This is a genomic window from Rhizobium moroccans (assembly GCF_057559155.1).
The window spans coordinates 1-25,202 of sequence record NZ_JBHFJG010000020.1 but is presented as its reverse complement, the minus strand read 5'-3'; the positions used below and the strand labels follow the sequence as shown (position 1 = coordinate 25,202).

Here is a 25,202-nt window from a genome sequence, read left to right as displayed (position 1 = left end):
GGGGAGAGGGGACTTGCCCCACGACCCCTTGAGGACACGAAGATGGTGCGGCATATCCCTTCTCCCCGTCAAAACGGGGAGAAGGTGGCGGCAGCCGGATGAGGGGCGTTCTTCTGTATTCCGGTCGGAGAAGAGAACTGTCACGGTATCCTGCACTCGAAATTCGCTCCGTCGTTCACATCTCCGGTGCCGGAGTATTTCGCCACCTGCGGATAGGGGCATAGCGGCCGGGTGCGGATCGAGCTGCCGTCCTTCATCTGGCTCGCCTTTATCATTTCCGGCGCCTTGCCGTTCTCCACCCAGTCCATCAGCGGCGTGAAGGCGTCGAACCTGTCGGTGCCGTAGCCCTCGCGGCAATGGAACATGCCGGGCACCATGAAGAGCCGGTAGAATTCGGCCGCCTTCTCCTCGCCCATCTCCTTGCGCACCGCCTCGTAGTAGTTGACGCCCATCATCGGGTTCAGCGCCGGATCGGCCCAGCCGAAATAGCTGATCATTTTTCCGCCGCGCTTCTGGAATTCGCTGAGGTCTGGATCGGTCGCATTCAGGATGTCGCGGATCATCCCGATCTTCGAATATTCCTTGTCGAAATCGAAGGTCTTCCAGTCTATGTCCTTTCCGGAAGCCGGCAGCAGCGCCATGTTCTTGAGAAAGGTCTCGCCATAGGCGAGCTGACGGCTCGGGCCGTCCTCGGAAACGATCCACAGATCCCAGCCGCTTGCGCCGGTTCCGTCCAATCCCTCCGTGCCCCATGGGATGCCGGGAAAAACCGTCTCGCCGTTTATCTTCACGCCTTCGGCAAGCGTCTTGATCGTCCCTGCCTGCGCCGGGGTGAAGCAATCGTTGCCGCCGGCCTCGCAGATCTTGAGATCTCGTTGAGGGTCGAAATCGCACTGGCGCGGGTCGGCGATCAGCCCGTCCGTCACCCCGTCTATGGCGTCGCATTTGTCCATCACGGCCTTGGCGAGTGCCGGAAGCTGCGCCTTGCTGATAGGCGCCTTCTCCAGCACGCGGGCATTCCATACGCCCCAGACCTGGGTATTGGTGAAATCGAGCACCGGCGCGCCGGCGAGAATCCCGTCGAAATCGCCCGGATAGCGCTGCGCGGCCATCAGCCCTTGCCGGCCGCCGGTCGAGCAGCCGTCCCAGTAGGAAAAGGCCGGATTGCGGTCGTAGTAGCGCGCGGCCATCGCCTTTGCCGTCTGGGCGGTGACGTGCACCGCGCGGGAGGCGTAGTCGATCAGCAGGCTCATGTCCCCGGCGAACTCGCCGAGCCTGTAAGTTGCGGCATCGTGCCCGGTATTCTGCTGCACCGTGAGGAAGCCGCGGGAAAGGGCGGCGTTGCGGGTGGCGATGCGCGGGGGCGCTGCAAGATCCTCGCCCGCATAGCCGCCATTGCCGAACATGTAGAGCCTGCGGTTCCAGTGGTCTGGCAGGGTTACCTCGAAGCGGACCTGCGGGCGGATATAACCCGTCACCTGGCAATGGCCGGGAACATCCGGCGTCTCTTCCACATGCGCAGCCTTGATCGCAGAAATATCGGGGAATGTGGCATTGTTGAGCATCGCACAGGCGATGCGCGGCTCGACCGAGGCAGCGGAAAACTCCCCTCGGTCCTTCTGGTCGATGAAGCTGCTTCGGTTCTGCGCCAATGAAGGCGTGGCGGCGGAGAGTGCGAGAAGAGTGCAGGATGCCAGCAGAAGGGATCGTCTCATCGGGGCTCCTCCCAAAGACCGTGCGTGAGATCTTCAGGATGCCGGTGAGTTCATGCGGCGACAAATAATAATATGGAAGCCGTCCATAAGGAGACGGTTATCGACGGTGTTCAGTTCAGGACCCGCAGCAGGCCGGGGCTGTCGAGCGAGAAGGCGGGAATTTCGACGTCGAAGGTCTCTCCGCTGTCCGTCACCATCTGATAGTGGCCGAACATCATGCCGGAGGGTGTGTCGAGCGGGCAGCCGGAGGAGTATTCATAGGAATCGCCGGGCTTCAGCCTCGGCTGCTCGCCCACCACGCCCGGCCCGTCCACCTCGTCCACCTGGCCGTTCTGGTCGGTGATATGCCAGTAGCGATGCGTCAGCCGCACGGCGACGGCCGAGTGGTTCTCGATGACGATATGGTAACCCCAGACATAGCGGCTTTCCTCCGGATTGGATTGCTCCTCCAGATAGTAAGGCTCGACCGCCACTTCGATGTCTCTTGTCCGGGCGCGATACATGCGAAACCTCGAATGCTCGTGCTTCTGGTATCCCGCAAGAGCGATGGAACGTCAATAAAACTCGCGGGTGGCGCGCCGCCGTTCTGTCGTTGTTGATAACCGGGAGAGTTAACGCGGGGTGATGCGCTTACTCTCCCGATATCATTGCCCCGGTCAGGCCGGGATTTTGGCAAGCGCCTGGGCGAAATCCTCGATCAGGTCCTGCGTGTCCTCAATGCCCGCCGAAAGGCGCACCGTGCCCGCCGAGATGCCGAGTTCGGCGCGGGCCTCGTCGCTGAGGTTCTTGTGCGTCGTGGTGGCCGGATGGGTGATCAGGCTGCGCGTATCGCCGAGATTGTTGGAGATCGTCGCCACCTTCAGCGCGTTCTGGAGCGCGAAGGCCGCCTCCTTGCCGCCCTTGAGCTCGAAGCAGATGAGCGTGGAACCGCCCGTCATCTGCCTGGCGATGATATCTGCCTGCGGATGGTCCTTGCGGCCCGGATAGGTGACTTGCGCCACCTGCTTCTGCTCGGCCAGGAAATCGGCGATCTTCGCGGCGTTCTCCGTCTGCTGCTTGACCCGAAGCGGCAGCGTCTCGACGCCTTTCAGAAGCGTCCAGGCATTGAACGGCGACATGGCCGGCCCGGTATGGCGGAAATAATCGTGCAGGTGCTCGTCGATCCAGGCCTTGTCGGAAAGCACGACGCCGCCGAGGCAGCGGCCCTGGCCGTCGATATGCTTCGTCGCCGAATAGACGACCACATGGGCGCCGAGCTCCAGCGGCCGCTGGAAGAGAGGGGTCGCGAAGACGTTGTCCACCACCACCTTGGCGCCGATCTGATTGGCGAGCTTGGCGACACCCGCGATATCGATCACTTCCAGGGTGGGGTTGGTCGGGCTCTCGAGGAAGAAGACCTTGGTGTTCTTCTGGATCGCCCTTTCCCAGTTCCCGAGATCGCGGCCATCGACCAGCGTGCATTCGATGCCGTATTTGGGGGCGAGCGTCTCGACCACCCAGCGGCAGGAACCGAACAGCGCCCGCGCCGCCACGATGTGGTCGCCCGCCTTGAGCTGGCAGAGGATGGCGGCCGAGACGGCGGCCATGCCGGAGGCGGTGGCGCGGGCATCTTCCGCGCCTTCCAGCATGCACATGCGCTTCTCGAACATGTCGTTGGTAGGGCTGCCGTAGCGGGCGTAGATGAAGCCGTCGGTCTCTCCCTTGAAGCGGGCTTCCGCCGCTTCGGAGTTCTCGTAGACGAAGCCCTGCGTAAGGTAGATCGCTTCCGACATCTCGCCATATTGCGAGCGCAGCGTGCCACCGTGAACGAGTTGAGTTGCGGGGCGCCAGGAATTGGACGGCTTGCTCATGCTTTTTCCCACCTTCAAACAACAAAAAAACCGGCCGCGAAAGCAGACCGGTTTCCATCAACCCGGTCTCTTTAGCCACTTGTTTTACGTGGCTGCAAGCCGACCGGCCAAATCACCACGGGATAAAGCTGCCATACGCCTGCTCTTGGCTTGCGTCAATGGCATCTATTTGGTTTTGTCCGGCAGCATAGGAAAGAAGGCATGACGAGAACCACGGGAATTCTGGCTGACCGCGCGATCGCGGCGCTGTTCGAAACGGGACGCCTCACGTCGGAGAAGGAACTGGATCGCGACCAGATCCAGCCCGCGAGCCTCGACCTGCGCTTGGGCGCAAAGGCCTTCCGCGTGCGTGCGAGCTTCATGCCCGGCCCGGACCATCTGGTGGCCGACAAGCTCGACCGGCTGAAGCTGCATGTGGTCGATCTTTCCGAGGGCGCGGTGCTGGAGACGGGCTGCGTCTACATCGTGCCGCTGATGGAGCGGCTCGACCTGCCGCAGGATATGTCCGCTTCCGCAAACCCGAAGAGCTCCACCGGCCGCCTCGATATCTTCACCCGCGTCATCACCGATTACGCGCAGGAATTCGACAAGATCCCCGCCGGCTATTCCGGCCCGCTCTATCTCGAGATCAGCCCGCGCACTTTCCCGATCGTCGTGCGCCGCGGCTCGCGTCTGTCGCAGATCCGCTTTCGCGTCGGCAATGCGCTTCTCGGCGAACCGGAGCTTCTCAAGCTTCATCGGGAAGAGACGCTGGTCGCCGCCAAGCAGCCGAACGTCAGCGGCGGGGGGATCGCGCTGTCGATCGATCTCACCGGTGATAGGGAAGGGTTGATCGGCTATCGCGGCAAGCACCACACGGCCGTCGTCGATGTCGACAAGAAGGGCGAGCACGATATCTTCGATTTCTGGGAGCCGCTTTATAGCCGCGGCCGCAACGAGCTGATCCTCGATCCGGACGAGTTCTACATTCTCGTCTCGCGGGAAGCCGTGCACGTCCCGCCGCTCTACGCGGCCGAGATGACCCCCTTCGACCCGCTGGTGGGCGAATTCCGCGTGCATTATGCCGGCTTCTTCGACCCCGGTTTCGGCCATGAGGCCGCCGGCGGCCGCGGCAGCCGCGCCGTGCTGGAAGTCCGCAGCCATGAAGTGCCGTTCATCCTGGAAGACGGCCAGATCGTCGGGCGTCTCGTCTACGAGCACATGCTGGAAAAGCCCGAAGGGCTTTACGGCGCCGGCCTCGGTTCCAACTACCAGGCGCAGGGCCTGAAGCTCTCGAAGCATTTCCGCGCCTGATCCCTGGTCTGTCCCTTGGCCTGCTCCCTGACCCTTGACAGAGCGCGCCAACTGTTGGAAGTCTGGCGCTTGAGAGGCGGGTGTAGCTCAATGGTAGAGCAGAAGCTTCCCAAGCTTACGACGAGGGTTCGATTCCCTTCACCCGCTCCATTTCCATACATTTCAGCCAGCTTCCAGCGCGGCGCAAATCCTGGCTTGCGGGGAAGTTTTGACCGTCCGCCACTCTTTCACGCGAGCATTCCCCAGGCGGGGTTCCACTCCACGCCTTCCGACAGCTCGATGAAGATCGGGTGCCTGTCCGCTCCGCGGTTCTTGTTTTCCGCCATGCGCAGCGCGGTCTCGGGGGCCATCTCCTCGCCCGGAAAGATCGTATCGTCCTCGGCGGGATCGGCGACCTTGCGGATGAAGCCGCGGATTTCCTCGCCGGAATGATAGAGCTTGATGATGAGCGAGCCGGGCTCGGGCAGGCCTTGCCTGTAGCGATGATAGATATGCATCTTCTCCTCCGTGGTTGACCCGCCTTACCTGACCTCGGAGGTATGAAAATGTTCCGCGTCTAACCGCTTCTCGCGGGAGCGGTCGGCGCATGCGGCGTCTTGTTCCAGAAGAAGGGCTTGGAGCGCAGCTCCGCCACGGCGCGCCATGCCGCATAGGATACCATCAGCCAGTAAAGCGGCATGACGAGCCAGCGCCGCCCGATAAGCTGTCTTTCATGCGGGATCATGGGGAAGTAGCCGAGCCCCAGGAAGACAAGATAGCTGCCCACGATGTTCATGAAGTCCATGGCAAGAAGCGTGAGCCGGAGAGGGGACAGCTCTTCCTCCGCCTGGAAGATATGTATGATCCCGCTCGTCACGAGCAGCACGATCGAGGGATGGATCAGCGCGGAAAGCAGCATTCCGCCGATGAGCATGTGGAAGGTCATGAAGGCTGCAAGGCCCATTTCGCGCGCCGATCGGCGCGGATCGCGCATCATCACCAGCCAGGTCTGCAGCCAGCCCTTGTACCAGCGGGTCCTCTGACCGGTCCAGACGCGCCAGCCTGTCGGCGCGTCTTCGAGTGTCTGCCGCTTCAGCGTCTCGGTCCGGTATCCAAGACGGTAGAGCCGCATGCCGAGATCGGCGTCTTCCGTGACGTTGAACGGGTCCCAGCCGCCCGCCGCCTTGAGGATACGGGTCCGGAAATGGTTGGATGTGCCGCCGAGGGGAAGCGGCAAGCGGAAATTCGCAAGAACGGGCAATGTCGCGCGGAAATGCGAGGCATATTCCATCGCGAACAGGGCGGAGATCGGCGATTGCTCGATATTGCTGATGATGAGCGGTGATTGCAGGCAGGCGACCTCATCGGGAGAATTGCGGAAGCGGGCATAGGCCTCCCGCAATTGCTTGGGATGCGGCCGGTCCTCCGCGTCGTAGATCGCCAGGAATTCGCCGCGGGCGCCGCTCAGCGCATAGGAAAGCGCCTTGGGCTTGGTGCGGGGGCCGAAATCCGGCACCTCGACGATCTCGAATTGCGGGCCGAGCGCCTGCGCCTTCAGGGCCTCGATCGTTTCCCGGTCGTCAGCCTCGCAGACCAGCTTGATATCGAGCTTGGATGCCGGCCAATCGAGCCGCTTGAGAACTCCGGCCAGTTGTTCGGCGACCGCCGCCTCGCGATAGAGCGCCACCATCACGGTGTAAACGGGCACCGGGCCGTCTGGGGCAGGCTCCTCCTTCGGCGCCTTCAGGCGGAAATGTAAAAGGAAAGTGCCGAGCCGAAGCAGGAGCAGAGCGAAATAGAGAAAGGTGGCGGTCACATGCAGCGCGAGCAGGGTCGGGGAGGGGATGATGGCGAGCGCCGCAAGCAGGGTGAAGAGCACCACGCCGCACCAGAAACCCTGCCGGCCGGAGATCACGATCCGTGCCGAGAGGCCGGGAGAATCATCAAAAAGGCCTGAAACCACGGCGCGCACGCGGCGCTTCGCGCCGGCTGCCCAAACCGCCTGCCTTACCGCCCGCCGTCCCGTCACCACCATGCCCGACCGCAGGTCGGGCATGGCGTCCAGCATGCCGGCAAGAGTGGCGAGCTTCGCGGCTTCGGGAACGATCGCGATCTCCGGCGAGCGGGACGCGTGCTCGAGCCGGATTTGCCGGGGCTCGCGCAATTGCGAATCCTGCCAGGGCATGTCGCGGACGCATTCGGGGTCCAGTTCCGGCAGGAAGGGAAGGCGAAGCAGCCGCGCGACCGCGCCGTAATAAGCCTCCTCGCTCACCTGGCCGTCGCTCAGCAGCTCGGTCTCAAGTGTCGTTCCATTGCGCCGCGCTCTTTCGCGCAGCGTCGCGATCAGTGGTTTCGAAAAGCCGAGCGCCGCAAGCACTGCGCCCTCATCGGCGGCGGGCGCTGTCGCGATGTTCTTTTTGTGCGTGGGGATGCTGAACTCGTGGCGGCGCGACGGCCGAAATGCCTGAGAATATTCCCCTATACGCATGACTCTGATAAACCCCTGGCCATAGAGGCCGCCTGTCCCGTTTCGGATCATAGAGATGCACGTTATGGTTTCACCCCTGGGAACACGGGGGTTATTGAAGTTTTTACTGTGCCTTTCGGCGCTGGCGATTTTGCCCGTTGCCGCACTCGGCCAGGTAGCCGGCAATCTGCCCGTCCTGTTCGACGCGCGTGAGCGATTGGCCCGCCCGGACCTCTCGACCGTCATGCGGGTGCGGATCCTGACCACCGTCGATTTCCCGCCCTTCAATTTTGCCGATCAGAATGGCCGGCTTTCCGGCTTTCACGTGGATCTCGCCCGCGAAATCTGCGCGGAACTGAAGATCGAAGCCAAGTGCCAGATCCAGGCTCTGCCCTTCGAGGAGCTGGAAAAGACGCTGGAGGAAGGGGGCGGCGAAGCGGTGATGGCGGGCATCGCGATCACCCCGGAACGGCGCAGCCGCTTCGCCTTTTCCCGGCCCTACATCACGGTTCCGGCGCGCTTTGCCCGCAATCGTTCGGCCCGGATCGAGGGTGAGACTGCCGCCGCTCTTGCGGGCCGGCCTGTGGGGGTCGTGAAGGATACCGCCCATGAACTGATGCTGAAAGCCTTCTTCCCGAAGCTGGTCGCGACACCCTTCGAGACCAACGAGGCCATGCTTGCCGCCCTGAAGGCAGGCCGGGTCGATGCGGTCTTTTCCGATGGCTTGAGATTGCCCTTCTGGGTGGTCGGCGAGGCTTCCGAAAACTGCTGTGCCCTGTTCGATGGGCCCTATATGTCGGAGAAGTTCCTAGGCGAAGGGCTTACGGTCATGCTGCGCGGCAACGAGCCCGATCTCGCGCTGGCCTTCGATCATGCCCTTGCAACCCTGTCGCGCAATGGCCGATTGCAGGAGATTTACCTGCGCTATTTCCCTTACGGACTTTATTAACCGAGCCGGAGCAGGAAATTAATCCTACTCACTACTCACTACTCACTACTCACTACTCACTACCCACTACTCGCTACTCACGTCACTGGCTCGCCCATATGATCCGGGCCACCCACTCCACCTCGGTCATGTCGAAGCTGCGGTTTGGATGCTCGGAATTGAGCGATGTGAGTTCGATCGCGCGCGCGCTCTGCCGCATGAGGATTTTCGCCATAACCTCGCCCTCGCGCGTCTTGACGACCACGCGGTCGCCGCGCCGCACCTGCGCGCCCGGATCGATGATGAGCACATCGCCGTCCCGGTAGAGCGGCATCATCGAATCCCCCTGTACCTCCAGCGCGTAGACGCCGGTCTTGTGGGAGGGAGCCGCGGGAAATTCAACCACGTCCCAGCCCTGTCCGGCGGGAAAGCCGCCATCGTCGAAAAAACCGCCGGCTCCCGCCTGGGCGAAGCCAAGCAGGGGGATCGCGCTCCTCTGCGGCGGGAAGGCGCCTTCCGGAATTCGCGAACGTCCCGATGCGGAAGTGAGATAGCCGGTGAACTGCTCCATGGTGGTGCCGGTGGCGTCCAGCACCTTCGAGATGGACTCGGTCGATGGCCAGCGCAGCCGGCCATCCGTGCCGAACCGCTTCGATTTGTTGAACGAGGTCGGGTCGAGACCGGCACGCCGCGCCAAGCCCGAGGGAGTGAGCTGATGACGTTCGGCAAGCAGGTCGATCGTCTTCCAGATATCCTCATGTTTCAGCATCATCATCGCGCTCCGGTGCGGGGACCTTCCCGCGCGCCTGTTCACGGCCGAAAACCGCGGACGGGACTTGTCCGTCGGTCATGTACCCGCAGCCTGGTGCGGGGATGCCTCGGTCATCCTTTATTTACCTTGGATATTATCCAAACCGGAATTGCGCGTAAAGACGGGAGAGGAATAAAATCCTCTCCACTTCGGACTCTGAAAGTCGATCGGTTTTAGGCCACCAGCGCCATGTTGATCTTGCCGAGCTTGATGACGGCCTGCGTGCGGCTGTCGACATTGAGCTTCAGAAGGATCGCCGAGACATGGGCCTTGATCGTGGCTTCCGATACCCCGAGCTCATAGGCGATCTGCTTGTTGAGCAGCCCTTCGCCCAACATGGTGAGCACGCGGCTCTGCTGAGGCGTCAGCGTCTTCAGCCGGTCGATGATTTCGGTGAGCCCCGCATCTTCCTCGGAAACGGAGAGATCGCATTTCGGCGCCCAGATATCGCCCTCCAGCACCGCCTGGATGCCGGCGCGGATATCGTCGAGGCCCGAGGATTTGGAAATGAAGCCCGAAGCGCCGAGCTCCAGCGCCCGGCGGATCGTGCTGCCGTCGTCGCTTGCCGAAACGATCACGATCGGCAGGCTGGAAAACTCCGCCCGGAGCGACATCAGGCCGGAAAAGCCGCTGACGCCGGGCATTGCGAGATCGAGCAGCATCAGGTCGGCGTCCGGGTTTTCCGCTGCCGCCTGCCGCGCCGCCTCGAAGTCTCCCGCCTCGATGATGACCTGACGCTCGGCAATGCCCTGCACCGCCTGGCTCAGCGCGCCGCGAAAAAGAGGATGGTCGTCTGCGATGATGATAGTGAGTGTCTGCATTCCCACGCCCCCTCCCAAGAGCATAGTCGTGCTAATTCCTTGCGGTTAGCCGCATAAAGAATTTGTAACCCTCTCCGCCCGCCGAGACAAGAGCGGGAAATCAGGTCCGGTTCGGCTGCGGTTCTTGAGCATTCCGCTCGCTGGTGAAGTCCTGGACGATCGCCATGAAGCGCCGCATGAACCGTTCCATGATGGAGAGCGTCTGCTCGATCTCTTCTTCGCCGGGCACCCGGCTGGCCGGCGGATTGGCGCCCTTCTGCTCCAGCGCCGCCACCCGTTTTTCGAGAAGCTCCAGCTCCCGCTCATAGGCTGCCCGCTCGTCCGCCGCCATGCGGCAGGTGAGGTTTCCGCCTTCGTCGCGGCAGAGCGTCATCGCGCCGGTTTCGGTGTCGAGTCGCACGAAGCCGCCGTTTTCCGTTTTCTCCAGCCGGAAACGTGTTTCCGGCGCCTCCTGGGCAAGGCCGGTGCCCGGCAGAAGGAGGGCTCCCATGAGAAGCGCTTTTGTCGTGAATGCCGGTCTTTTCATGTCGTGATCCTCTTGACCCCGGTGGACAAGCGCCGGTCTTTGCGGCAAACCGCTGCCGACAAGCCCCACCAGTCTACTCCCGCTCCGAGAGCCTGATATGACGAATATAGTGTACAAGATCGTGCCGGAAATGCTCTGGCAGGAAGCCCGGCAAAAAGGCGTGTTCGAAGGCGCGGAAATCGATTTGCGCGACGGCTATATCCACTTCTCGACCTCCTCGCAGGCAAGGGAGACGGCAAGGCTGCATTTTTCCGGCGCCACCGGTCTTCTCCTCGTCGCGATCGAAGGAGACCGCCTCGGAGAAGCGCTGAAATTCGAACCCTCGCGCGGCGGCGATCTTTTCCCGCATCTTTATGGAAACCTGCCGCTTTCGGCCGTGCTCTGGGAAATGCCGCTGCGTCTCGGCGTCGATGGCCAGCACGCCTTTCCGGAGATCATGCCATGATCGGCCGCTTCTCCGATCTTGCCCGGCAGGGGCTCTTCCTCTTCGATCCGGAAACGGCCCACGGCCTTTCCATCGCCGCGCTGAAATCCGGCGTCGTGCCGGCCTGCCGGGTGCCGCGCGATCCCCGTCTTGCCCAGACGATTGCCGGTATCCGCTTCGAAAATCCGCTCGGCATGGCTGCCGGCTACGACAAGAACGCCGAAGTGCCGGATGCGCTCTTGAAGCTCGGCTTCGGCTTTGCCGAAATCGGCACGGTGACGCCGAAACCGCAGGCGGGCAACGACAAGCCGCGGATTTTCCGCCTGACGGCCGATCGCGCCGTCATCAACCGGCTCGGCTTCAACAATGAGGGCCATGACGCGGCCTTGGCCCGGCTGTCCGCCCGGCGCAATGCGCCCGGCGTGGTCGGCGTCAACATCGGCGCCAACAAGGACAGTGCCGATCGCGTCGCCGATTACGTCCTCGGCATCCGCAAGTTCTATGCGGTGGCCACCTATTTCACCGTCAACATCTCCTCGCCCAATACGCCCGGCCTGCGCGACCTGCAGGCGCGCGAAAGCCTCCGCGGTCTGCTGGAAGCCGTGCTTGCGGCCCGCGCTGAAGAGGCCGTGCGTCACGGCCGCTCCGTGCCAGTCTTCCTGAAGATCGCGCCCGATCTTGCCGAGGAAGGGCTGGACGATGTGGCGGCGGAAGCGCTGGATCACCCTCTGGATGGGCTCATCGTTTCCAATACGACTCTTTCCCGAGATGGCTTGAGCGACCGCGCTCAGGCGGGCGAGGCGGGAGGCCTGTCCGGCGCGCCGCTCTTCAAGCGCTCGACGGCCGTCCTTGCGAAGATGCGCAAGCGCGTCGGCCCCGCCTTGCCGATCGTCGGCGTCGGTGGCGTCGGCAGCGCCGAGGATGTGCTGGAAAAGATCCGGGCCGGGGCCGATCTGGTGCAGCTCTATTCCTGCATGGTCTATGAAGGGCCGGGGCTTCCGGCCAGGATATTGCGCGGGCTTCCCCGCCTTCTCGATGCGGAGAAGGTCTCCTCCATCCGGGACCTGCGCGACACTGCCGTGGATCGCTGGGCGGGCGAGAAGCTCTAAGCCGAAAGCACCATGGCCCAATAGGGCTCCGATGCCGGCGAGGCGCGGGCGACCGCGACGCCGAGGCCCCGATAGCCGCCGCCGAGCATGTTCTTCAGGTGGCTCGGCGAATCGATCCAGGCCTGCACGGCGGCTTCCACGCTCGTCTGGCCTGCCGCGATGTTTTCGGCCGCCGGCAGCGCCACGCCGTTGCGCTTCATCCTTCCGCCAAAATCGTCGCCGAAGCCGATCAGGTGCTTCATCTCGTTGGCCTTGGCCATGCGCATGGCCTGCTGGACCGCGGCCTTTCGGGCTGGAGTATTAGGAGAAAGGCTTGCAAGCCCGCTTCCCTGGCGAACCCTGTTGACCATGGGAAGGGCCGCCGTCGTTTCGTCCTCGGCGCCGGGCGTGGGCGTCAGCACCCTGGTGGCGGAGCAGCCGGAAAGCAGCAGGCCCATGCCGGAAAGCACGAGGAAACCCCGCCGGGAAGGTGTCAGGATATGGCTCATGGTTAGCGGCGGTAGCTCAGGAGACGCAGGATGAGGAAGATCGGGATGACGATGACCGCGCCCAGCACCAGATAGTTGCCGACCCGTCCCAGCGCCCTGAAGCCGTTATACCAGAGGTCCAGGAACCAATAGCGGATGCTGTCGACGATATTGTCCGGCGTGAAGCCGAAAAACGCCAGCACGAAGCCCACGATCAGGCATACCACGATCAGCTTGATGATGGTCCGTCCAGGGGTATCTCCGAGAAACCTGTTCACCGGGTCCGACATGCTCTTCCTTCTCCGAATTGCCTGAAAGCCAGATAATCACGGCTTTCCCGCGCCGCAAGCATTTCGAGCCCCACCTCAGATAGAACTTGAGTTTTTTTGTGGCTTCGGCCAAGAACCCGCACCCTTCTTCTGGAACGCGCATGACGCCCAATCAGTTTTCCTCCGGCGATGTCATCGCCGATCGCCGCGCCGATTATGCCCGCATGCTCGACGAGGGCGGTGATGCGCCGGCTGCGGCGGAATTGATGGAGCAGGCGCTCGAACTGGCGCCCGGCTGGGCGGCCGGCTGGTTCCGGCTCGGCGAATACCGGGAAAAGGCAGACCTGAAGACGGGCGCCGTTGCGGCCTTCCGCCAGGCGCTCTCCCTCGATCCCGAGGATGTCTTCGGTGCCACGCTGAAGCTCGCGCTTCTCGGCGCGGAGGAGGTTCCCGTCACACCCCCGAGCCGTTACGTGGAGGGTCTCTTCGACGATTATGCCGACCGCTTCGATACGGCCCTTGTCGAAAAGCTCGACTACAGCGTTCCGCCGAAGCTCGCCGCGCTGGTCAGCCCGCATGGCCCGTTCCGCCTGGTGGTGGACCTCGGCTGCGGCACCGGGCTCTTCGGCGAGGAGATCCGTGCATCGGCCGGGCGGCTCGAAGGTTTCGATCTTTCGGCGAACATGCTGGCCAAGGCGGAAGCGAAGGGGTTTTACGATCATCTCGGCCAGGCGGACCTGAGCCTGCCCGCGGAAGGATCGGGATTGTTTGCAGAAGGGCTTGCCGCCCAGCGCGCCGATCTCGTCTCGGCCGCCGACGTGCTGATGTATCTCGGCTCTCTCGAAACGGTGTTCCCGCTCGTGATTGAACTGCTGGCGCCGGGAGGGCTCTTCGCCTTCTCGGTGGAAGAGGCAGGGGAGGGTTTCACCCTGCGGGACTCGCTGCGCTATGCGCACTCGGAAACCTATATCCGCGCTCTCCTCGAGCGTTACGGCCTCTCCCTTCTGGCGCTGGAAAAGACCGTCATTCGCACCGACGCCGGAAAACCCATTCGCGGTATTCTGTTTCTGTCGCGCCGTAAGGTTTGAGTTGGCGGTTTTCCGCTTTCTTTTTCCTATCTCGTCACTCGGCCGCCGCCGGAACTTGCTCCGAGGGCGAACCGGCCTGCGCGATGACGAAATCGAGAAATACCCGTAAAGCCGCCGGCATGTGCCGGTTGCTGGGATAAATGATGTTCATCGAGCCGCCGTCAACGCCGTAGTCGGGCAGGACCTGTTCGAGCGCGCCGGCCTCCAGATCGTGGCGGATGAGTGCCAGCGGCAGCAATGCGATGCCGAGCCCTGCGAGCGCTGCCTGGACCTCGGCATAGGAGCCGTCGACAGCGATGCGAGCCCGTACCGCGACCTCTCGCCAGCCATCCGGCCCCTTGAGGCGCCACACCTCGTTGTCGAGCGTGGGGCCGAAGGCCACGCAATCGTGGTCTTTTAGGTCTTCGAGACGGTCGGGACGGCCGCGCCGGGCGAGATAGCCGGGACTGGCCACAAGAGCCAGCCGGCTGGTGCCCAGCCGGCGCGTGATCAGGCTTGAATCGGGCAGCCGACCAGTGCGAAAGGCGAGATCGAAGCCTTCGCCGATCAAGTCCACGGGATCGTCCGTCAGCTTCAGTTCGATCTTCACCTTCTCGTGGTTCTGCAGGAATTCCGCGATCCACCGCATCAGCTTGCGCGTACCGAAGCCCACGGGCGCGGCAATCCGCAGCATGCCGGCGGGCTCGGCCTGAGCGGCGGCAATTCTTTCTCTGGCCCTTTCGATGCTGGATAGTCCGGCAATCGCATCCTCGTAATAGGCGCGGCCAAGGGCGGTCAGCGTGACGCGCCGTGTCGTGCGCTGCAGAAGCCGTGCGTCGAGCGCGGCCTCGAGCTGCGCGATCTTGCGGCTGAGCGTAGCCTTCGGCATGCCGATCGCGCGTGCGGCGGCGGAAAAGCTGCCCGTCTCCACCACCTTGGCGAAGAGCGCGATGTGGTTCAGGTCGAGAGCCATTGTTGTTATAGCCAAGACAGTTATTTGCAATTGTCCTGACTACCACAACGAGCGCGCGAACGCCATTCTGTTTCCGAAGAGACCTTTCGGAACAGAGGAGTGTGACCATGCTGGACAGGATGAACATCTCGCGCCGGTCGATGCTTGCGGGCAGTGCCGCCGTCGCTGCCCTTGCCATGACCGGCAACGGCTGGGCTCAGGCACCGGCCGGTGAGCGGCCCGTCGTGCTGATCACCGGGACCAGTTCCGGCTTCGGCAGGCTGATGGCGGAGGGCTTCGCGCGGAAAGGCGCATATGTGATTGCCACCATGCGCGAAATGGAGGGCCGGAATGCTCCGGCCGCCGGAGAGTTGCGGGCGCTTTCCGGCGATGACGTGACCATCGATGTGCTGGAGATCGACGTGCTGGATGACCGATCGGTCAGCGAAGGCGTGGCGCGCGCGATCGCAAACGCCGGACGCATCGACATTCTGGTGAGCAATGCTGGCATCGTCGTGCCCGGACCCGTCGAACTGCAAACGCCGGCCGATTTCGCCTCGAACATCGAAACGAACCTCGGTGGGGCGCTCAGGATGTACCGGGCCGTCGTGCCCCATATGCGCGAACAGGGCCGGGGAGCCATCATTCAGATGTCGAGTGCGCTCGGGCGCGCGATCGATCCGATGCTGGGCGGTTACTGTGCCTCCAAGCTGGCGGTGGAGGCGGCGGCCGACGCGCTTGCCTACGAAGTGGCGGCCTCGAATATCGAGGTTTCGATCGTCCAGCCGGCGGGGGCTTATCCGACGCGGCTTCAGGAAAATGCGATACGCTATTGGGAAGAGATGCTGGCTCGCCTCGGTCCGGCCGGACAGGCGAAACGCGATCTCTATGCGCGGCACATCGAAGCGATGCTTGGAGGTCTCGAGCCCGACCGCAGCCTCGATCCCCGGGAAGTTTCCGAAGCCGTGATCGAGCTTGCCTCGCTGCCCTTCGGCGAACGGCCGGGTCGTCTCACCGTCGGACCTTACAAGGATGGTATCGATCCCGTGAACGCCGCGCATGACCGGCTGCAAGGCGAGATGATGCAGCACAATCCGATGGCAGATATTCTGACGCCCGGCTAAGCCGTCGCCGAAGTCGCCGAAGTCGCCGAAAAAGCAGGCCGCCGCGGCATCGATCCTTCAAGGCCGTTGAACTCGCTTGATGAAGATTATATTGCAGCGCAATATTCATCGAGGCGACAAGGAAATACGGGATTGCAACAGCGGGCTGAGGTGCAGAAGCGAAGTTTCGGTTTTTATAGTGCCGATCCTTCGCAGCACACATATCTTGAAGATAGCCAGGGGCTCCTCACCGGCGCCCTGGTCGCCGCCCTCGGCTTCTATTTCCTGAACCATGTCGGCCTGTTGACGGGCGGCACGGCGGGCGTCGCCTTCCTGCTGCATTACGCGTCGGGCATATCGTTCGGCCTCTTGTTCTTCATCGTCAACCTGCCGTTCTACTATCTCTCCTTCCGCCGCCTCGGCTGGGCCTTTTCGTTGAAGACCTTCATCGCCATCGGCCTCGTCTCGGTCATCACGGAAATGGAAAGCCGCTTCTTCCTGATCGACTACCTCAACCCCTTCTGGGCGGCGCTGCTCGGCGGTCTTCTTCTCGGCTACGGCCTGCTGGCGCTCTATCGCCACCGGGCGAGCCTCGGCGGCGTCGGCATCCTGGCGATCTACATCCAGGATCGCTTCGGCATCCAGGCGGGGCTCGTCCAGCTCGCCTTCGATCTCTTCGTGATGATCTCGGCCTTTGCGGTGGTTTCGCCCACCACCGTTCTCTGGTCCGTGGTGGGCGCCGTCGTCCTCAACCTGTTCCTCGCCATCAATCACCGCTCAGACCGTTATATCGTCGTGCGGTGATCGAAGTCTGACGGTCAGGCTGCTTTGGCCGGCTTGTCGATCGGATGCATTGCGCGGAAGCCGACGCAGAGCCGGTTCCAGACATTGATGACGCCGATCGCCACCGTGAACTTGACCATTTCCTCGTCCGTGAAATGGGCTTTCAGCCCTTCATAGACGCTGTCCGGCACGTGGGTATCGGCAACGCGGGTGACTGCGTCCACCCAGGCGAGCAGCGCACGTTCCTTCTCGTCGTAGATCGGTGACTCCTCCCAGGCGCTCATCAGGTTGATCCACTGTTCCGAAAGCCCGTCATGCCGGCTTTCCTTGACATGCATGTCGATGCAGTAGGCGCAGTGGTTGATGATCGAGGCGCGCAGCTTGATGAGGTGGATGAAGCGGCGCTCGATCCCACATTGCTGCACGTAGATCTCCAGAGCCTTGACGGCTTCATAGGACTCCGGCGAGGCCGTGAAGAAATTCAAACGTTGCTGCATGCTCTTCTCCTTGGTTGCGCCCGTCTACCGGGCTGTCTTGCGTTCATGGATTTCGAGGAAGGCGCATCCGCGGGCGGCGATAGCGCCGTCGTCGAATGCATTCAGGTCCGCCATGATGTCGGCGATCGATACCTTGGCGAGTTCGGCGCGATAGGCCTTTTCGGCCCGCAGCATCGCGGCGTTGATGCCGCATGGTTTTGCCGTATACCGCCCCGGCAGTGGGTTCGGTCCGCGCCGGCGTATCTCCGCGCAGCGGAAGGCGGGCGCCGGGCCTTCGACCGCCAGCACGATATCGAGCAGCGTTATTTTCTCCGGCGGTTTCGCCAGCCTGTAGCCGCCCTTCGGCCCCGGCACGGTGTCCAGCAATCCGGCGCCGGAAAGCGCCTGCAGATGTTTCAGAAGATAGCTCGTCGAAAGGCCGTGGAATTCCGCCAGCGCCGCCGCCGAAAGCACGCCGCCTTCCGAAAGCGTGGAAAGCATGGTGACGCTGTGGATCGCTTGTTCGACGCCGTCGCCGAGTTTCATCGTTCTCTCCTAATCACGGATAATTTTTATCCATGATTCTGCGATGCTGTCAATCAGGCTTCTTTTTCTCGCGCTACCGCTTATCTTGGCCCTCGTGGATATTGCTGAAACCCAAACCTCCGGCCGTGATGCCGCGCTTCTGCCCCGGCCGTTCCTGAACTGGTTCGCCGAGAAGGGCTGGCAGCCCCGCGCCCATCAGTTGGAACTCCTTGCCCGGGCCCAAGGGGGTGAGAAGGCCGGCGAGAACATGCTGCTGATCGCGCCGACGGGCGCCGGCAAGACGCTTGCCGGCTTCCTGCCCTCGCTCACCGATCTGACGCGGCGCGGAAAAATCCCACCGGGCTCGGCCTTCACCGGCATCCACACGCTCTACATCTCTCCGCTGAAGGCGCTGGCGGTCGATATCGAGCGCAACCTCACGAAGCCCGTCTCCGAAATGGGCTTATCCGTCACCATCGAAAACCGTACCGGAGATACGCCGCAGGCCAAGCGCCAGCGCCAGCGGCTGAACCCGCCCGATATTCTTCTCACGACGCCCGAGCAGGTGGCGCTGCTGCTCGCCAACAGGGAGGCGGAGCGCTTCTTCAAGGATCTCAAATACGTGGTGCTGGATGAGCTGCACTCGCTCGTCACCTCGAAGCGCGGCCACCTCCTGTCGCTGGGGCTCGCCCGCATCCGCCGCCACGCGCCGCACATGCGCACCATCGGGCTCTCGGCCACGGTGGCCGATCCCATGGACCTGCAGAAATGGCTCGTGTCCCAAGGGGGGCGAGAGGGCGAACACCCCGCGCCGCCGGCCGGGCTGGTGCATGTCACGGGCGGTGCCGCGCCCGATATCTCGATCCTCCGCACCCAGGCTCATATCCCCTGGTCCGGCCATGTCTCGACCTATGCGATCCCGGAAATCTACGAGGAGATCAGGCGCCACAAGACGACGCTGATTTTCGTCAACACGCGCTTCCAGGCCGAGCTTCTGTTCCAGACGCTCTGGACCGTCAACGAAGACAATCTGCCGATTGCCCTGCATCACGGCTCGCTCGATGCCGGCCAGCGGCGGAAGGTTGAGGCCGCCATGGCCGCCAACCGGCTGCGCGCGGTCGTCGCCACATCGACGCTCGATCTCGGCATGGATTGGGGCGATGTCGACCTCGTCGTGCATGTCGGCGCGCCGAAAGGAGCGTCGCGCCTTGCCCAGCGCATCGGCCGCGCCAATCACCGCATGGACGAGCCCTCGAAGGCGATTCTGGTGCCCGCCAACCGTTTCGAGGTGATGGAGTGCCAGGCGGCGCTCGATGCCAACTATCTCGGCGCGCAGGATACGCCGCCGGTCGGGGAGGGCGCTCTCGATGTGCTCGCTCAGCACGTGCTCGGCATGGCTTGCGCCGAGCCCTTCGATGCCCTCCAGCTCTATGACGAGATAACCTCCGCCTCGCCCTATGCCGGCCTTTCCTGGGAAACCTTCGAGCGCATCGTCGATTTCGTCGCGACCGGCGGCTATGCGCTGCGTTCCTACGAGCGCTACGCCAAGATCAGGAAGACGAAGGAAGGGCTCTGGCGTGTCTCCAATCCGCAGGTGGCGCAGCAATACCGCCTCAATCTCGGAACGATCGTGGAGGCGACCGAGCTCAATGTGCGATTGGTCAGGCGCAATGCCAGGGGCACGCTTGGCCGTGGAGGCCTCTCGCTCGGCAAGGTCGAGGAATATTTCCTCGAACAGCTCGTGCAGGGCGATACCTTCCTCTTCGCCGGCAAGGTGCTGCGCTTCGAAGGTATCCGGGAGAACGAATGTCTCGTATCCAACGCCTTCTCGCTCGATCCGAAAATTCCCGCCTATGCGGGCGGCAAGTTCCCGCTCTCCACCTATCTGGCGGATCAGGTTCGCGGCATGCTCGCCGATCCCGATCGCTGGCAGGCGCTGCCGGATCAGGTGCGCGACTGGCTGGCGATCCAGAAGGACCGCTCCCTGCTACCGCAAAAGGATGAGCTGCTGATCGAGACCTTCCCGCGCGGCAAGCGGTTCTTCATGATCGCCTATTGCTTCGAGGGAAGGCTGGCACACCAGACACTCGGCATGCTGCTCACCCGCCGGCTGGAGCGGGCTGGCGCTCACCCGCTCGGCTTCGTCGCCACCGATTATTCGCTTGCCGTCTGGGGGCTGAACGATATCGGCGGGATGGTGAAATCCGGCCGGCTCAAGCTCTCCGATCTCTTCGATGAGGATATGCTGGGTGACGATCTGGAGGCATGGCTTGCCGAAAGCTATATGCTCAAGCGCACCTTCCGCAATTGCGCCGTGATTTCCGGCTTGATCGAGCGCCGTCACCCTGGGAAGGAAAAGACCGGCCGGCAGGTGACGGTCTCGACCGACCTGATTTACGACGTGCTGCGCACCCACGAGCCGGACCATATCCTGCTGGAGGCGACGCGGCGGGATGCGGCGTCAGGTCTTTTGGACATCGGCCGCTTAGGCGATATGCTCAGGCGAATCAGGGGGCACATCACCCACCGCGATCTCGATCATGTCTCGCCGCTTGCGATCCCCATCATGCTGGAGATCGGCAAGGAGCCGGTGCCGGGCGGCGAGGCGCAGGAAGCGGTGCTGCAAGAGGCCGCCGAGGAACTGATCGCGGAGGCTATGTCGTAAAGGGCTTGGAGCGGCATTGCCCCTCACCCCGCCTCCGCTTCGCTCGGCGCACCCTCTCCCCGTTAACGGGGCGAGGGGGAACCGAGATGGTGCGACAAGTTTCCTTCTCCCCGTCAGAACGGGGAGAAGGTGCCCGGCAGGGCGGATGAGGGGCTGTAGTCCCGAATTGGAGAGAAACGAAATTGATGCACCGCCTCGGCCTCGCGGCCCGGACACAGACAATGGGAGCAGCCACCGGCACGGAAGAGATCGTGGTGAACGGCGTCGTCGCCGTTTGCGATCCGTTGGGCGGGCTCTACCTGCCGGAAACCGGCATGCTCGTCGTTTCCGATCTGCATCTGGAAAAGGGCGCGGCCTTCGCCCGCAGAGGCATGCTGCTGCCGCCCTATGACACCGTCGCGACCCTCAATATCCTCGCGGCCGTCGTCAACCGTTACGATCCGAAGATCGTCGTTTCGCTTGGCGACAATTTCCATGATCGCAAGGGTTCCGCCCATCTGCCCGGCGAGCTGCGCTCGGTGATCGCCGCCATGGCGCGCGGCCGCGACTGGATCTGGATCAACGGCAACCACGATCCGGACGGAACGGTCGATCTTCCCGGTACCTGCGCCGACGAGCTCGTCTATGGGGGCCTCGTTTTCCGGCACGAGCCGAGCTTGATTTCCGGCAAGGGGGAGATTGCCGGCCACCTGCATCCCGCCGCCACCGTCCGCCGGCGGGAGAAGTCCGTCCGCCGCGCCTGTTTCGCGACCGACGGCAGCCGCCTTCTGATGCCCGCCTTCGGGGTGTTGTCCGGCGGGCTCGACCTGCGCCACAAGGCCATGCACGGCCTCTTCGACCGGGAAGCCCTGGTCGCGCACCTGCTCGGCCGCGACCGCATCTATTCCGTCAGATATGCCAACCTGATGGGATAGACTACCGATAAATCAGCACCGGCGTCTTGGAGTTGGCGAGCACCTTCATCGCCACGCTGCCGAGCATGAAGGCCTTGAAGCCGGAACGCCCATGGGAGGCCATGGCGATCAGGTCGCATCCAGCCTTTTCCGCCGTCTCGATGATCGCGCTTGCCGGATCCGTGTGCGTCGCCTTGAGGCCCTTGTAGGGGACGGACCGCTTCTCCGCCTCTTCCCGCGCTTTTTTCAGGATGCCGTCGGCAACGATGTTGTTGGTCTTGTCGTATTCGGCATAGGCGATCTCCATGCCGGAGGGATTGACCGTGAAGACCTGTAGCGGCTCCATCACGGTCAGCGCCGTTGCTTCGGCGCCGATGTCGCGGGCGAAGTCGAGCGCTTTCTCCAGGGCTCCTGTCGAAAGCGGGGAACCGTCCGTGGCAATCAGAATGTGCTTGGGCATGTTCATCCTCCTCCTTGTCGACGCAAGTTTCCAAGGAGAATGATTGTGCGGCCTTGATCTGCGTCAAGGCCGCCACACACCTCGTTCACGAGGGATTGCGCGGTTCATAGCGCAGAATCACCGCGCCCTTGGCGGTCGTGGTGGAATCGATCAGCCTCAATTCCGTCCGCTCCTCCGCCGTCTTGAACAGCGGATTGCCCTTGCCAAGCAGGACCGGCACGATGCAGAGGCGGATTTCGTCGATCAGTCCTTCTTTCATCAGCGAGGCCGTGAGCTCCGCGCTGCCGAAGATGAAGATCGCCTTGCCCTTTTCCTGCTTCAGCTTCCTGAGCTCGGAAACCGGATCGGAGACGACGCGGGTATTGTTCCATTCCGCATCCTTCATCGTGCGCGAGACGGCGATCTTCGCGATATTGTTCATGCTGTCCTTGGTTTTGCCGCTCTCCTCCGCTGTCGGCCAGTAGGCAGCCATGCCCTCATAGGTCTTGCGGCCGAAAACGAGCAGGTCACCTTCTTCATCGAACGATTCCGAAATGGCCTCCAGCTCCGGCCCCCAGGCGAGATTGTGAAAATCGATGTCCCAGGGTTTCTCGCCTTCGAAATAGCCGTCCAGCGTCATCAGGTTCCAGACGATCAGCTTTCTCATGTCCTCATCCTCCATTAACCAGTTGCAAAATACAAGCAGTTGAAAATTACGGCAACTGATTTTATAATGCAAGCGGTTTTTGGAGAATGACATGGACGAAGCACATCGCTCGGGCTGCCCGATCAACCTGACACTGGAAGTTCTGGGGGATCGCTGGAGCCTCATCGTCATCCGCGACATCATGTTCGGCAATCGCCGCCACTTCCGCGAGCTCTTGCAGAAGTCGGATGAGGGGATCGCCTCGAACATCCTGGCCGACCGGCTGAAGCGGCTCGTCGAAAAGGGCCTGCTCTACCGCGAGGACGATCCGAGCCATAAGCAGAAGACCATTTACAGCCTGACCGAGATGGCGATCCAGCTCGTGCCGCTGCTTGCGGAAATGGGCGCCTGGGGCCGGCGTTTCCTCCCCGTTTCGGAGGAGCTCGCCATCCGCGCCGAACTACTGGAAAAGGGCGGCCGTCCGCTCTGGGAGGATTTCATGGAGGAATTGCGCGTCCTGCACCTGCATGGTGAGCCCGATCCCTCGAAGCCTTCCGTCTTCGAGCGGCTGACGGCGGCATACCAGGAAGTGCTTGCCAGAAAGCAGGCCGCGGCGGCGGAGTGATCAATCTCTCCGGAACAGGAGGCTGGCGCCCCAGCCGGTGACGACGGCGATCAGCACGCAGAACATGCCGTAGACGATCGGCCGGTTATGCGCCGCATCGGTGATCGCCTGTTCGAGACCGGTCTTGACCACGCGCAACGGCTGCTCCCGTTCCAGAAGCAGCTCCCCGCCCTTGAAGAGATAGGCGCGCACCATATGCACCCCGTCCGGGATGTTGGCCGGCAGCCTCAGCGAGGCGCGGAACAGGTTGGAGGAGAGGAAGCGCACCCCGCTCGTGTCGTTCTGGTAGAGCCCGCCCGAAAGCTTGAGCCGCCGGTAGGCCTCCCGGAATTCGTTGAGGCTTGCCGCATTCCCCACATAGCCGATCGGCGAGAGCGTCATGTGGCTGATGCCGATGCCGATATTGTTGAGCGCGGGCGCGGAATCGATGCTGTCGATCTGCCGCGTGCTGGCGATCGAATAGCTCTCCGGCACCTGCTCGAAAGTCATGGACTCCGTGTTCATCCATATGCCGAGCACGCGTTCCTTCCTGCGCACCGTCGCATAGTCCTTCGGGCCTTCGAGCGTCACCACGATGTCGTATTGGCCGATCGCCAGGAACAGCTCGTCCGCATTGGTTACCGCGCCGAAGACGGTCAGGTCCGCGCCCCGGAAATCGGAGGTGATGGCGATTTCGCTGGTCGAGGTGCCGATCTCCAGCCCCTCCTTCACGGTCGAGGCTTCCCCGAAGGGCACCTGCGCGGCGGCCGGCGAGCCGAGCGCGAGGATGAGTGCGAGAAGGATCGGCGAAAGCAGGCGGGCCATCAGTAGGAAAGCCCTCCCACCGCGATCGAATAGACGTCCTGCGGCTTGACGACCAGCGCGATTGCAAGGCGGATGCCGACGGCCAGGACCAGAAGCGCAAGCAGCGCGCGCAACTGTTCGCCGCGCAGTTTCTGCCCCACGCGCACGCCGTATTGGGCGCCGATCACACCGGCGATCATCAGTATGGTGGCGAGCACGATATCGACCGCGTAGTTGGTCGCCGCCTGCACCATGGTCGTATAGGCCGTCACGAAGATGATCTGGAAGAGCGATGTCCCCACCACGACATTGGTGGGGATGCGCAGCAGATAGATCATCGCCGGCACCATGATGAAGCCGCCGCCCACGCCCATGATCGAGGTCAGCACGCCGATCACGAAACCGAGCACGACGATGGGAATGGCGCTGAGATAGATCCGCGATTTCTTGAACCGCATCTTCAAGGGCAGCCGGTGCACCCAGTTGTGCTGGCCGGGGCGCTTCAGCGGAAGCGGCTGGTTCTGCTTCGCCCGGCGCATGGCGCGCAGGCTTTCCATCAGCATCAGCGTGCCGATCGCGCCGAGCAGAACCACGTAAAGCAGCGAAATGAAGAGATCGAGCTGGCCGACCCGCCTCAGCCAGGAAAATATCCACACGCCCACCGTGGCGCCCAGAAGGCCGCCCACCAGAAGCACCGTGCCGAGTTTCATGTCCAGCGTGCCGCGCCTGAAATGCGTGATCGCGCCCGAGATCGAGGAAGCGACCACCTGGTTGGCGCCGGTCGCCACCGCCACCACCGGCGGGATGTTGTAGAAGATCAGGAGCGGCGTGATGAGAAAGCCGCCGCCCACCCCGAACATGCCGGAGAGGAAGCCCACGGCCGCACCCATGCCGAGAATGATGAAAATGTTCACCGATAGCTCTGCGATCGGCAGATAGACAGTCACGGCCGAACCTCGAAAAGGCAAGAATCTTCGCCCTTGCGGGCGGTTCGCGACCGCGTCCCGTCCGCTGCGGCGGTCTCGTTCAAAACATGCCACACGTGAGGTGAACAAGGCATGAAGATAGGATCGGTCATGCGCCCCGGTATCGGCCCGAGTCAATCCGCAAGTACCGGACAATCCGGCAATTTCGCCCTTTTTGTCCGGGCGTGATTAATATCACGCAACGCCGCATACCCGGTCGGGTAAGTAGACTTAGAGCCTTTTGAACCCGCCTCTAAGCGTTGCGGGCCAGCAGTTCCTTCACCAGCGCGTCGTCGATCCTGCCGGTCGGTTTCTGGCCGACCGAGGTCTGGAAGGCCTTGATGGCGGCCGTGGTCTTGGCGCCGATCTTGCCGTCCGCGGCGCCGGCGTCGAATCCGGCCTTGTTCAGGATCGCCTGGATGTTGCGGACCGCCTTTTCCATGTCGACCGATGCCGTGGTGAGCGGCTTCGCGCCGGCCCATTCCTCAGGCACGTTAATGGAATTGGCGTTGGCGTTCAGCGGCTGCACCTTCCAGGCCTCCACCTTGGCGCGGGCGCTGTCGAGCTGTTCCTTGCGCATGGCTTTGGCCACCTCGTCGCGCTTGTCGGCGGCATCCTTGT

The 25,202-nt window shown here is 62.9% G+C and carries 28 protein-coding genes, 1 tRNA gene and 1 riboswitch; of the genes, 11 read left to right on the top strand and 18 right to left on the bottom strand.

What is annotated here, in order from left to right; translation table 11 throughout:
• Nucleotides 1-140 precede the first annotated feature (140 nt).
• The 3 genes from ACE04I_RS12765 to ACE04I_RS12755 form a co-directional block, all read right to left on the bottom strand.
• Entirely contained in the window at nt 141-1,715 is a 1,575-nt protein-coding gene (locus ACE04I_RS12765) for a DUF6351 family protein (RefSeq protein ID WP_046794161.1), read from the bottom strand.
• Between the two features lie 110 nt (nt 1,716-1,825).
• Nucleotides 1,826-2,218, bottom strand: a complete 393-nt coding sequence (gene apaG, locus ACE04I_RS12760; RefSeq protein ID WP_046794162.1) for a Co2+/Mg2+ efflux protein ApaG — start codon at nt 2,216-2,218, stop codon at nt 1,826-1,828.
• Between the two features lie 153 nt (nt 2,219-2,371).
• Nucleotides 2,372-3,565, bottom strand: coding sequence for an O-succinylhomoserine sulfhydrylase (locus ACE04I_RS12755; protein ID WP_046794163.1), 1,194 nt, complete (start codon nt 3,563-3,565; stop codon nt 2,372-2,374).
• A gap of 50 nt (nt 3,566-3,615) precedes the next feature.
• A riboswitch (SAM riboswitch) is annotated at nt 3,616-3,694 on the bottom strand.
• A 72-nt stretch (nt 3,695-3,766) separates the two neighbouring features.
• On the opposite strand from ACE04I_RS12755, the gene ACE04I_RS12750 reads away from it, so the two are divergent.
• Both ACE04I_RS12750 and ACE04I_RS12745 read left to right on the top strand, forming a co-directional pair.
• Entirely contained in the window at nt 3,767-4,858 is a 1,092-nt protein-coding gene (locus ACE04I_RS12750; RefSeq protein WP_046794164.1) for a 2'-deoxycytidine 5'-triphosphate deaminase, read from the top strand.
• Between the two features lie 76 nt (nt 4,859-4,934).
• Nucleotides 4,935-5,008: transfer RNA gene (locus tag ACE04I_RS12745), tRNA-Gly, on the top strand.
• Nucleotides 5,009-5,085: 77 nt separating this feature from the next.
• On the opposite strand, the gene ACE04I_RS12740 is transcribed toward ACE04I_RS12745, so the two are convergent.
• Together ACE04I_RS12740 and ACE04I_RS12735 are read right to left on the bottom strand one after the other, a co-directional pair.
• Nucleotides 5,086-5,355: a hypothetical protein gene (locus ACE04I_RS12740; RefSeq protein ID WP_046794165.1), complete on the bottom strand. Its 270-nt coding sequence runs from the start codon at nt 5,353-5,355 to the stop codon at nt 5,086-5,088.
• 59 nt (nt 5,356-5,414) lie between these two features.
• Nucleotides 5,415-7,325, bottom strand: coding sequence for a glycosyltransferase (locus ACE04I_RS12735; protein ID WP_046794349.1), 1,911 nt, complete (start codon nt 7,323-7,325; stop codon nt 5,415-5,417).
• A gap of 55 nt (nt 7,326-7,380) precedes the next feature.
• Between ACE04I_RS12735 and ACE04I_RS12730 the strand changes: the two genes are divergently transcribed.
• A complete protein-coding gene (locus ACE04I_RS12730; protein WP_046794166.1) occupies nt 7,381-8,253 on the top strand; it encodes a transporter substrate-binding domain-containing protein in 873 nt (290 codons plus the stop codon).
• Between the two features lie 82 nt (nt 8,254-8,335).
• Here the strand turns inward: ACE04I_RS12730 and ACE04I_RS12725 are convergent, their stop codons facing one another.
• The 3 genes from ACE04I_RS12725 to ACE04I_RS12715 form a co-directional block, all read right to left on the bottom strand.
• Nucleotides 8,336-9,001 carry a S24 family peptidase gene (locus ACE04I_RS12725; RefSeq protein WP_046794350.1) on the bottom strand — a complete coding sequence of 222 codons (666 nt, stop codon included), beginning with the start codon at nt 8,999-9,001 and terminating at the stop codon, nt 8,336-8,338.
• 215 nt (nt 9,002-9,216) lie between these two features.
• Nucleotides 9,217-9,864, bottom strand: a complete 648-nt coding sequence (locus ACE04I_RS12720; RefSeq protein WP_046794167.1) for a response regulator — start codon at nt 9,862-9,864, stop codon at nt 9,217-9,219.
• A gap of 100 nt (nt 9,865-9,964) precedes the next feature.
• Nucleotides 9,965-10,390, bottom strand: coding sequence for a hypothetical protein (locus tag ACE04I_RS12715; RefSeq protein ID WP_046794168.1), 426 nt, complete (start codon nt 10,388-10,390; stop codon nt 9,965-9,967).
• Nucleotides 10,391-10,487: 97 nt separating this feature from the next.
• Between ACE04I_RS12715 and ACE04I_RS12710 the strand changes: the two genes are divergently transcribed.
• Both ACE04I_RS12710 and ACE04I_RS12705 read left to right on the top strand, forming a co-directional pair.
• On the top strand, nt 10,488-10,835 hold the full coding sequence (locus ACE04I_RS12710) for a DUF952 domain-containing protein (protein ID WP_052760387.1): 348 nt from the start codon (nt 10,488-10,490) through the stop codon (nt 10,833-10,835).
• Nucleotides 10,832-11,923, top strand: coding sequence for a quinone-dependent dihydroorotate dehydrogenase (locus ACE04I_RS12705; protein ID WP_046794170.1), 1,092 nt, complete (start codon nt 10,832-10,834; stop codon nt 11,921-11,923). Before ACE04I_RS12710 ends, ACE04I_RS12705 begins: the two co-directional genes overlap by 4 nt.
• Here ACE04I_RS12705 and ACE04I_RS12700 read toward each other — a convergent pair.
• Both ACE04I_RS12700 and ACE04I_RS12695 read right to left on the bottom strand, forming a co-directional pair.
• Nucleotides 11,920-12,411, bottom strand: a complete 492-nt coding sequence (locus tag ACE04I_RS12700; protein WP_046794171.1) for a CAP domain-containing protein — start codon at nt 12,409-12,411, stop codon at nt 11,920-11,922. The genes ACE04I_RS12705 and ACE04I_RS12700 overlap by 4 nt on opposite strands.
• Before the next feature lie 2 nt (nt 12,412-12,413).
• Nucleotides 12,414-12,680: a DUF6460 domain-containing protein gene (locus ACE04I_RS12695; protein ID WP_046794172.1), complete on the bottom strand. Its 267-nt coding sequence runs from the start codon at nt 12,678-12,680 to the stop codon at nt 12,414-12,416.
• 140 nt (nt 12,681-12,820) lie between these two features.
• Between ACE04I_RS12695 and ACE04I_RS12690 the strand changes: the two genes are divergently transcribed.
• Nucleotides 12,821-13,747, top strand: a complete 927-nt coding sequence (locus tag ACE04I_RS12690; RefSeq protein ID WP_046794173.1) for a class I SAM-dependent DNA methyltransferase — start codon at nt 12,821-12,823, stop codon at nt 13,745-13,747.
• 34 nt (nt 13,748-13,781) lie between these two features.
• On the opposite strand, the gene ACE04I_RS12685 is transcribed toward ACE04I_RS12690, so the two are convergent.
• On the bottom strand, nt 13,782-14,714 hold the full coding sequence (locus tag ACE04I_RS12685) for a LysR family transcriptional regulator (protein ID WP_487207159.1): 933 nt from the start codon (nt 14,712-14,714) through the stop codon (nt 13,782-13,784).
• A gap of 92 nt (nt 14,715-14,806) precedes the next feature.
• Between ACE04I_RS12685 and ACE04I_RS12680 the strand changes: the two genes are divergently transcribed.
• Both ACE04I_RS12680 and ACE04I_RS12675 read left to right on the top strand, forming a co-directional pair.
• The gene (locus ACE04I_RS12680; protein WP_046794175.1) at nt 14,807-15,802 is read left to right on the top strand and encodes an SDR family NAD(P)-dependent oxidoreductase; all 996 of its coding nucleotides are present in this window, start codon (nt 14,807-14,809) and stop codon (nt 15,800-15,802) included.
• Between the two features lie 132 nt (nt 15,803-15,934).
• The gene (locus ACE04I_RS12675; RefSeq protein WP_245282074.1) at nt 15,935-16,585 is read left to right on the top strand and encodes a YitT family protein; all 651 of its coding nucleotides are present in this window, start codon (nt 15,935-15,937) and stop codon (nt 16,583-16,585) included.
• 14 nt (nt 16,586-16,599) lie between these two features.
• Here ACE04I_RS12675 and ACE04I_RS12670 read toward each other — a convergent pair whose 3' ends face one another.
• Together ACE04I_RS12670 and ACE04I_RS12665 are read right to left on the bottom strand one after the other, a co-directional pair.
• Complete coding sequence (locus ACE04I_RS12670; protein WP_046794176.1) at nt 16,600-17,061, bottom strand: carboxymuconolactone decarboxylase family protein; 462 nt, start codon at nt 17,059-17,061, stop codon at nt 16,600-16,602.
• A gap of 24 nt (nt 17,062-17,085) precedes the next feature.
• On the bottom strand, nt 17,086-17,586 hold the full coding sequence (locus tag ACE04I_RS12665) for an Rrf2 family transcriptional regulator (RefSeq protein WP_046794177.1): 501 nt from the start codon (nt 17,584-17,586) through the stop codon (nt 17,086-17,088).
• Between the two features lie 43 nt (nt 17,587-17,629).
• On the opposite strand from ACE04I_RS12665, the gene ACE04I_RS12660 reads away from it, so the two are divergent.
• A complete protein-coding gene (locus ACE04I_RS12660; protein ID WP_082118317.1) occupies nt 17,630-20,230 on the top strand; it encodes a ligase-associated DNA damage response DEXH box helicase in 2,601 nt (866 codons plus the stop codon).
• 182 nt (nt 20,231-20,412) lie between these two features.
• The gene (gene pdeM, locus ACE04I_RS12655) at nt 20,413-21,144 is read left to right on the top strand and encodes a ligase-associated DNA damage response endonuclease PdeM (protein ID WP_487207038.1); all 732 of its coding nucleotides are present in this window, start codon (nt 20,413-20,415) and stop codon (nt 21,142-21,144) included.
• A gap of 1 nt (nt 21,145) precedes the next feature.
• On the opposite strand, the gene ACE04I_RS12650 is transcribed toward pdeM, so the two are convergent.
• A complete protein-coding gene (locus tag ACE04I_RS12650; RefSeq protein ID WP_046794353.1) occupies nt 21,146-21,583 on the bottom strand; it encodes a universal stress protein in 438 nt (145 codons plus the stop codon).
• 85 nt (nt 21,584-21,668) lie between these two features.
• On the bottom strand, nt 21,669-22,229 hold the full coding sequence (locus ACE04I_RS12645; RefSeq protein ID WP_046794179.1) for a dihydrofolate reductase family protein: 561 nt from the start codon (nt 22,227-22,229) through the stop codon (nt 21,669-21,671).
• A 91-nt stretch (nt 22,230-22,320) separates the two neighbouring features.
• Between ACE04I_RS12645 and ACE04I_RS12640 the strand changes: the two genes are divergently transcribed.
• Nucleotides 22,321-22,833, top strand: coding sequence for a winged helix-turn-helix transcriptional regulator (locus ACE04I_RS12640; RefSeq protein ID WP_046794180.1), 513 nt, complete (start codon nt 22,321-22,323; stop codon nt 22,831-22,833).
• Here the strand turns inward: ACE04I_RS12640 and ACE04I_RS12635 are convergent, their stop codons facing one another.
• The 3 genes from ACE04I_RS12635 to ACE04I_RS12625 form a co-directional block, all read right to left on the bottom strand.
• The gene (locus ACE04I_RS12635; protein ID WP_046794181.1) at nt 22,834-23,637 is read right to left on the bottom strand and encodes a TIGR02186 family protein; all 804 of its coding nucleotides are present in this window, start codon (nt 23,635-23,637) and stop codon (nt 22,834-22,836) included. It abuts the gene before it with no gap.
• On the bottom strand, nt 23,637-24,563 hold the full coding sequence (locus ACE04I_RS12630) for a sulfite exporter TauE/SafE family protein (protein WP_046794354.1): 927 nt from the start codon (nt 24,561-24,563) through the stop codon (nt 23,637-23,639). Before ACE04I_RS12630 ends, ACE04I_RS12635 begins: the two co-directional genes overlap by 1 nt.
• Nucleotides 24,564-24,834: 271 nt before the next feature.
• Nucleotides 24,835-25,202: peptidoglycan-binding domain-containing protein (locus ACE04I_RS12625; protein ID WP_487207158.1), on the bottom strand; the 368-nt coding region annotated here is incomplete at its 5' end.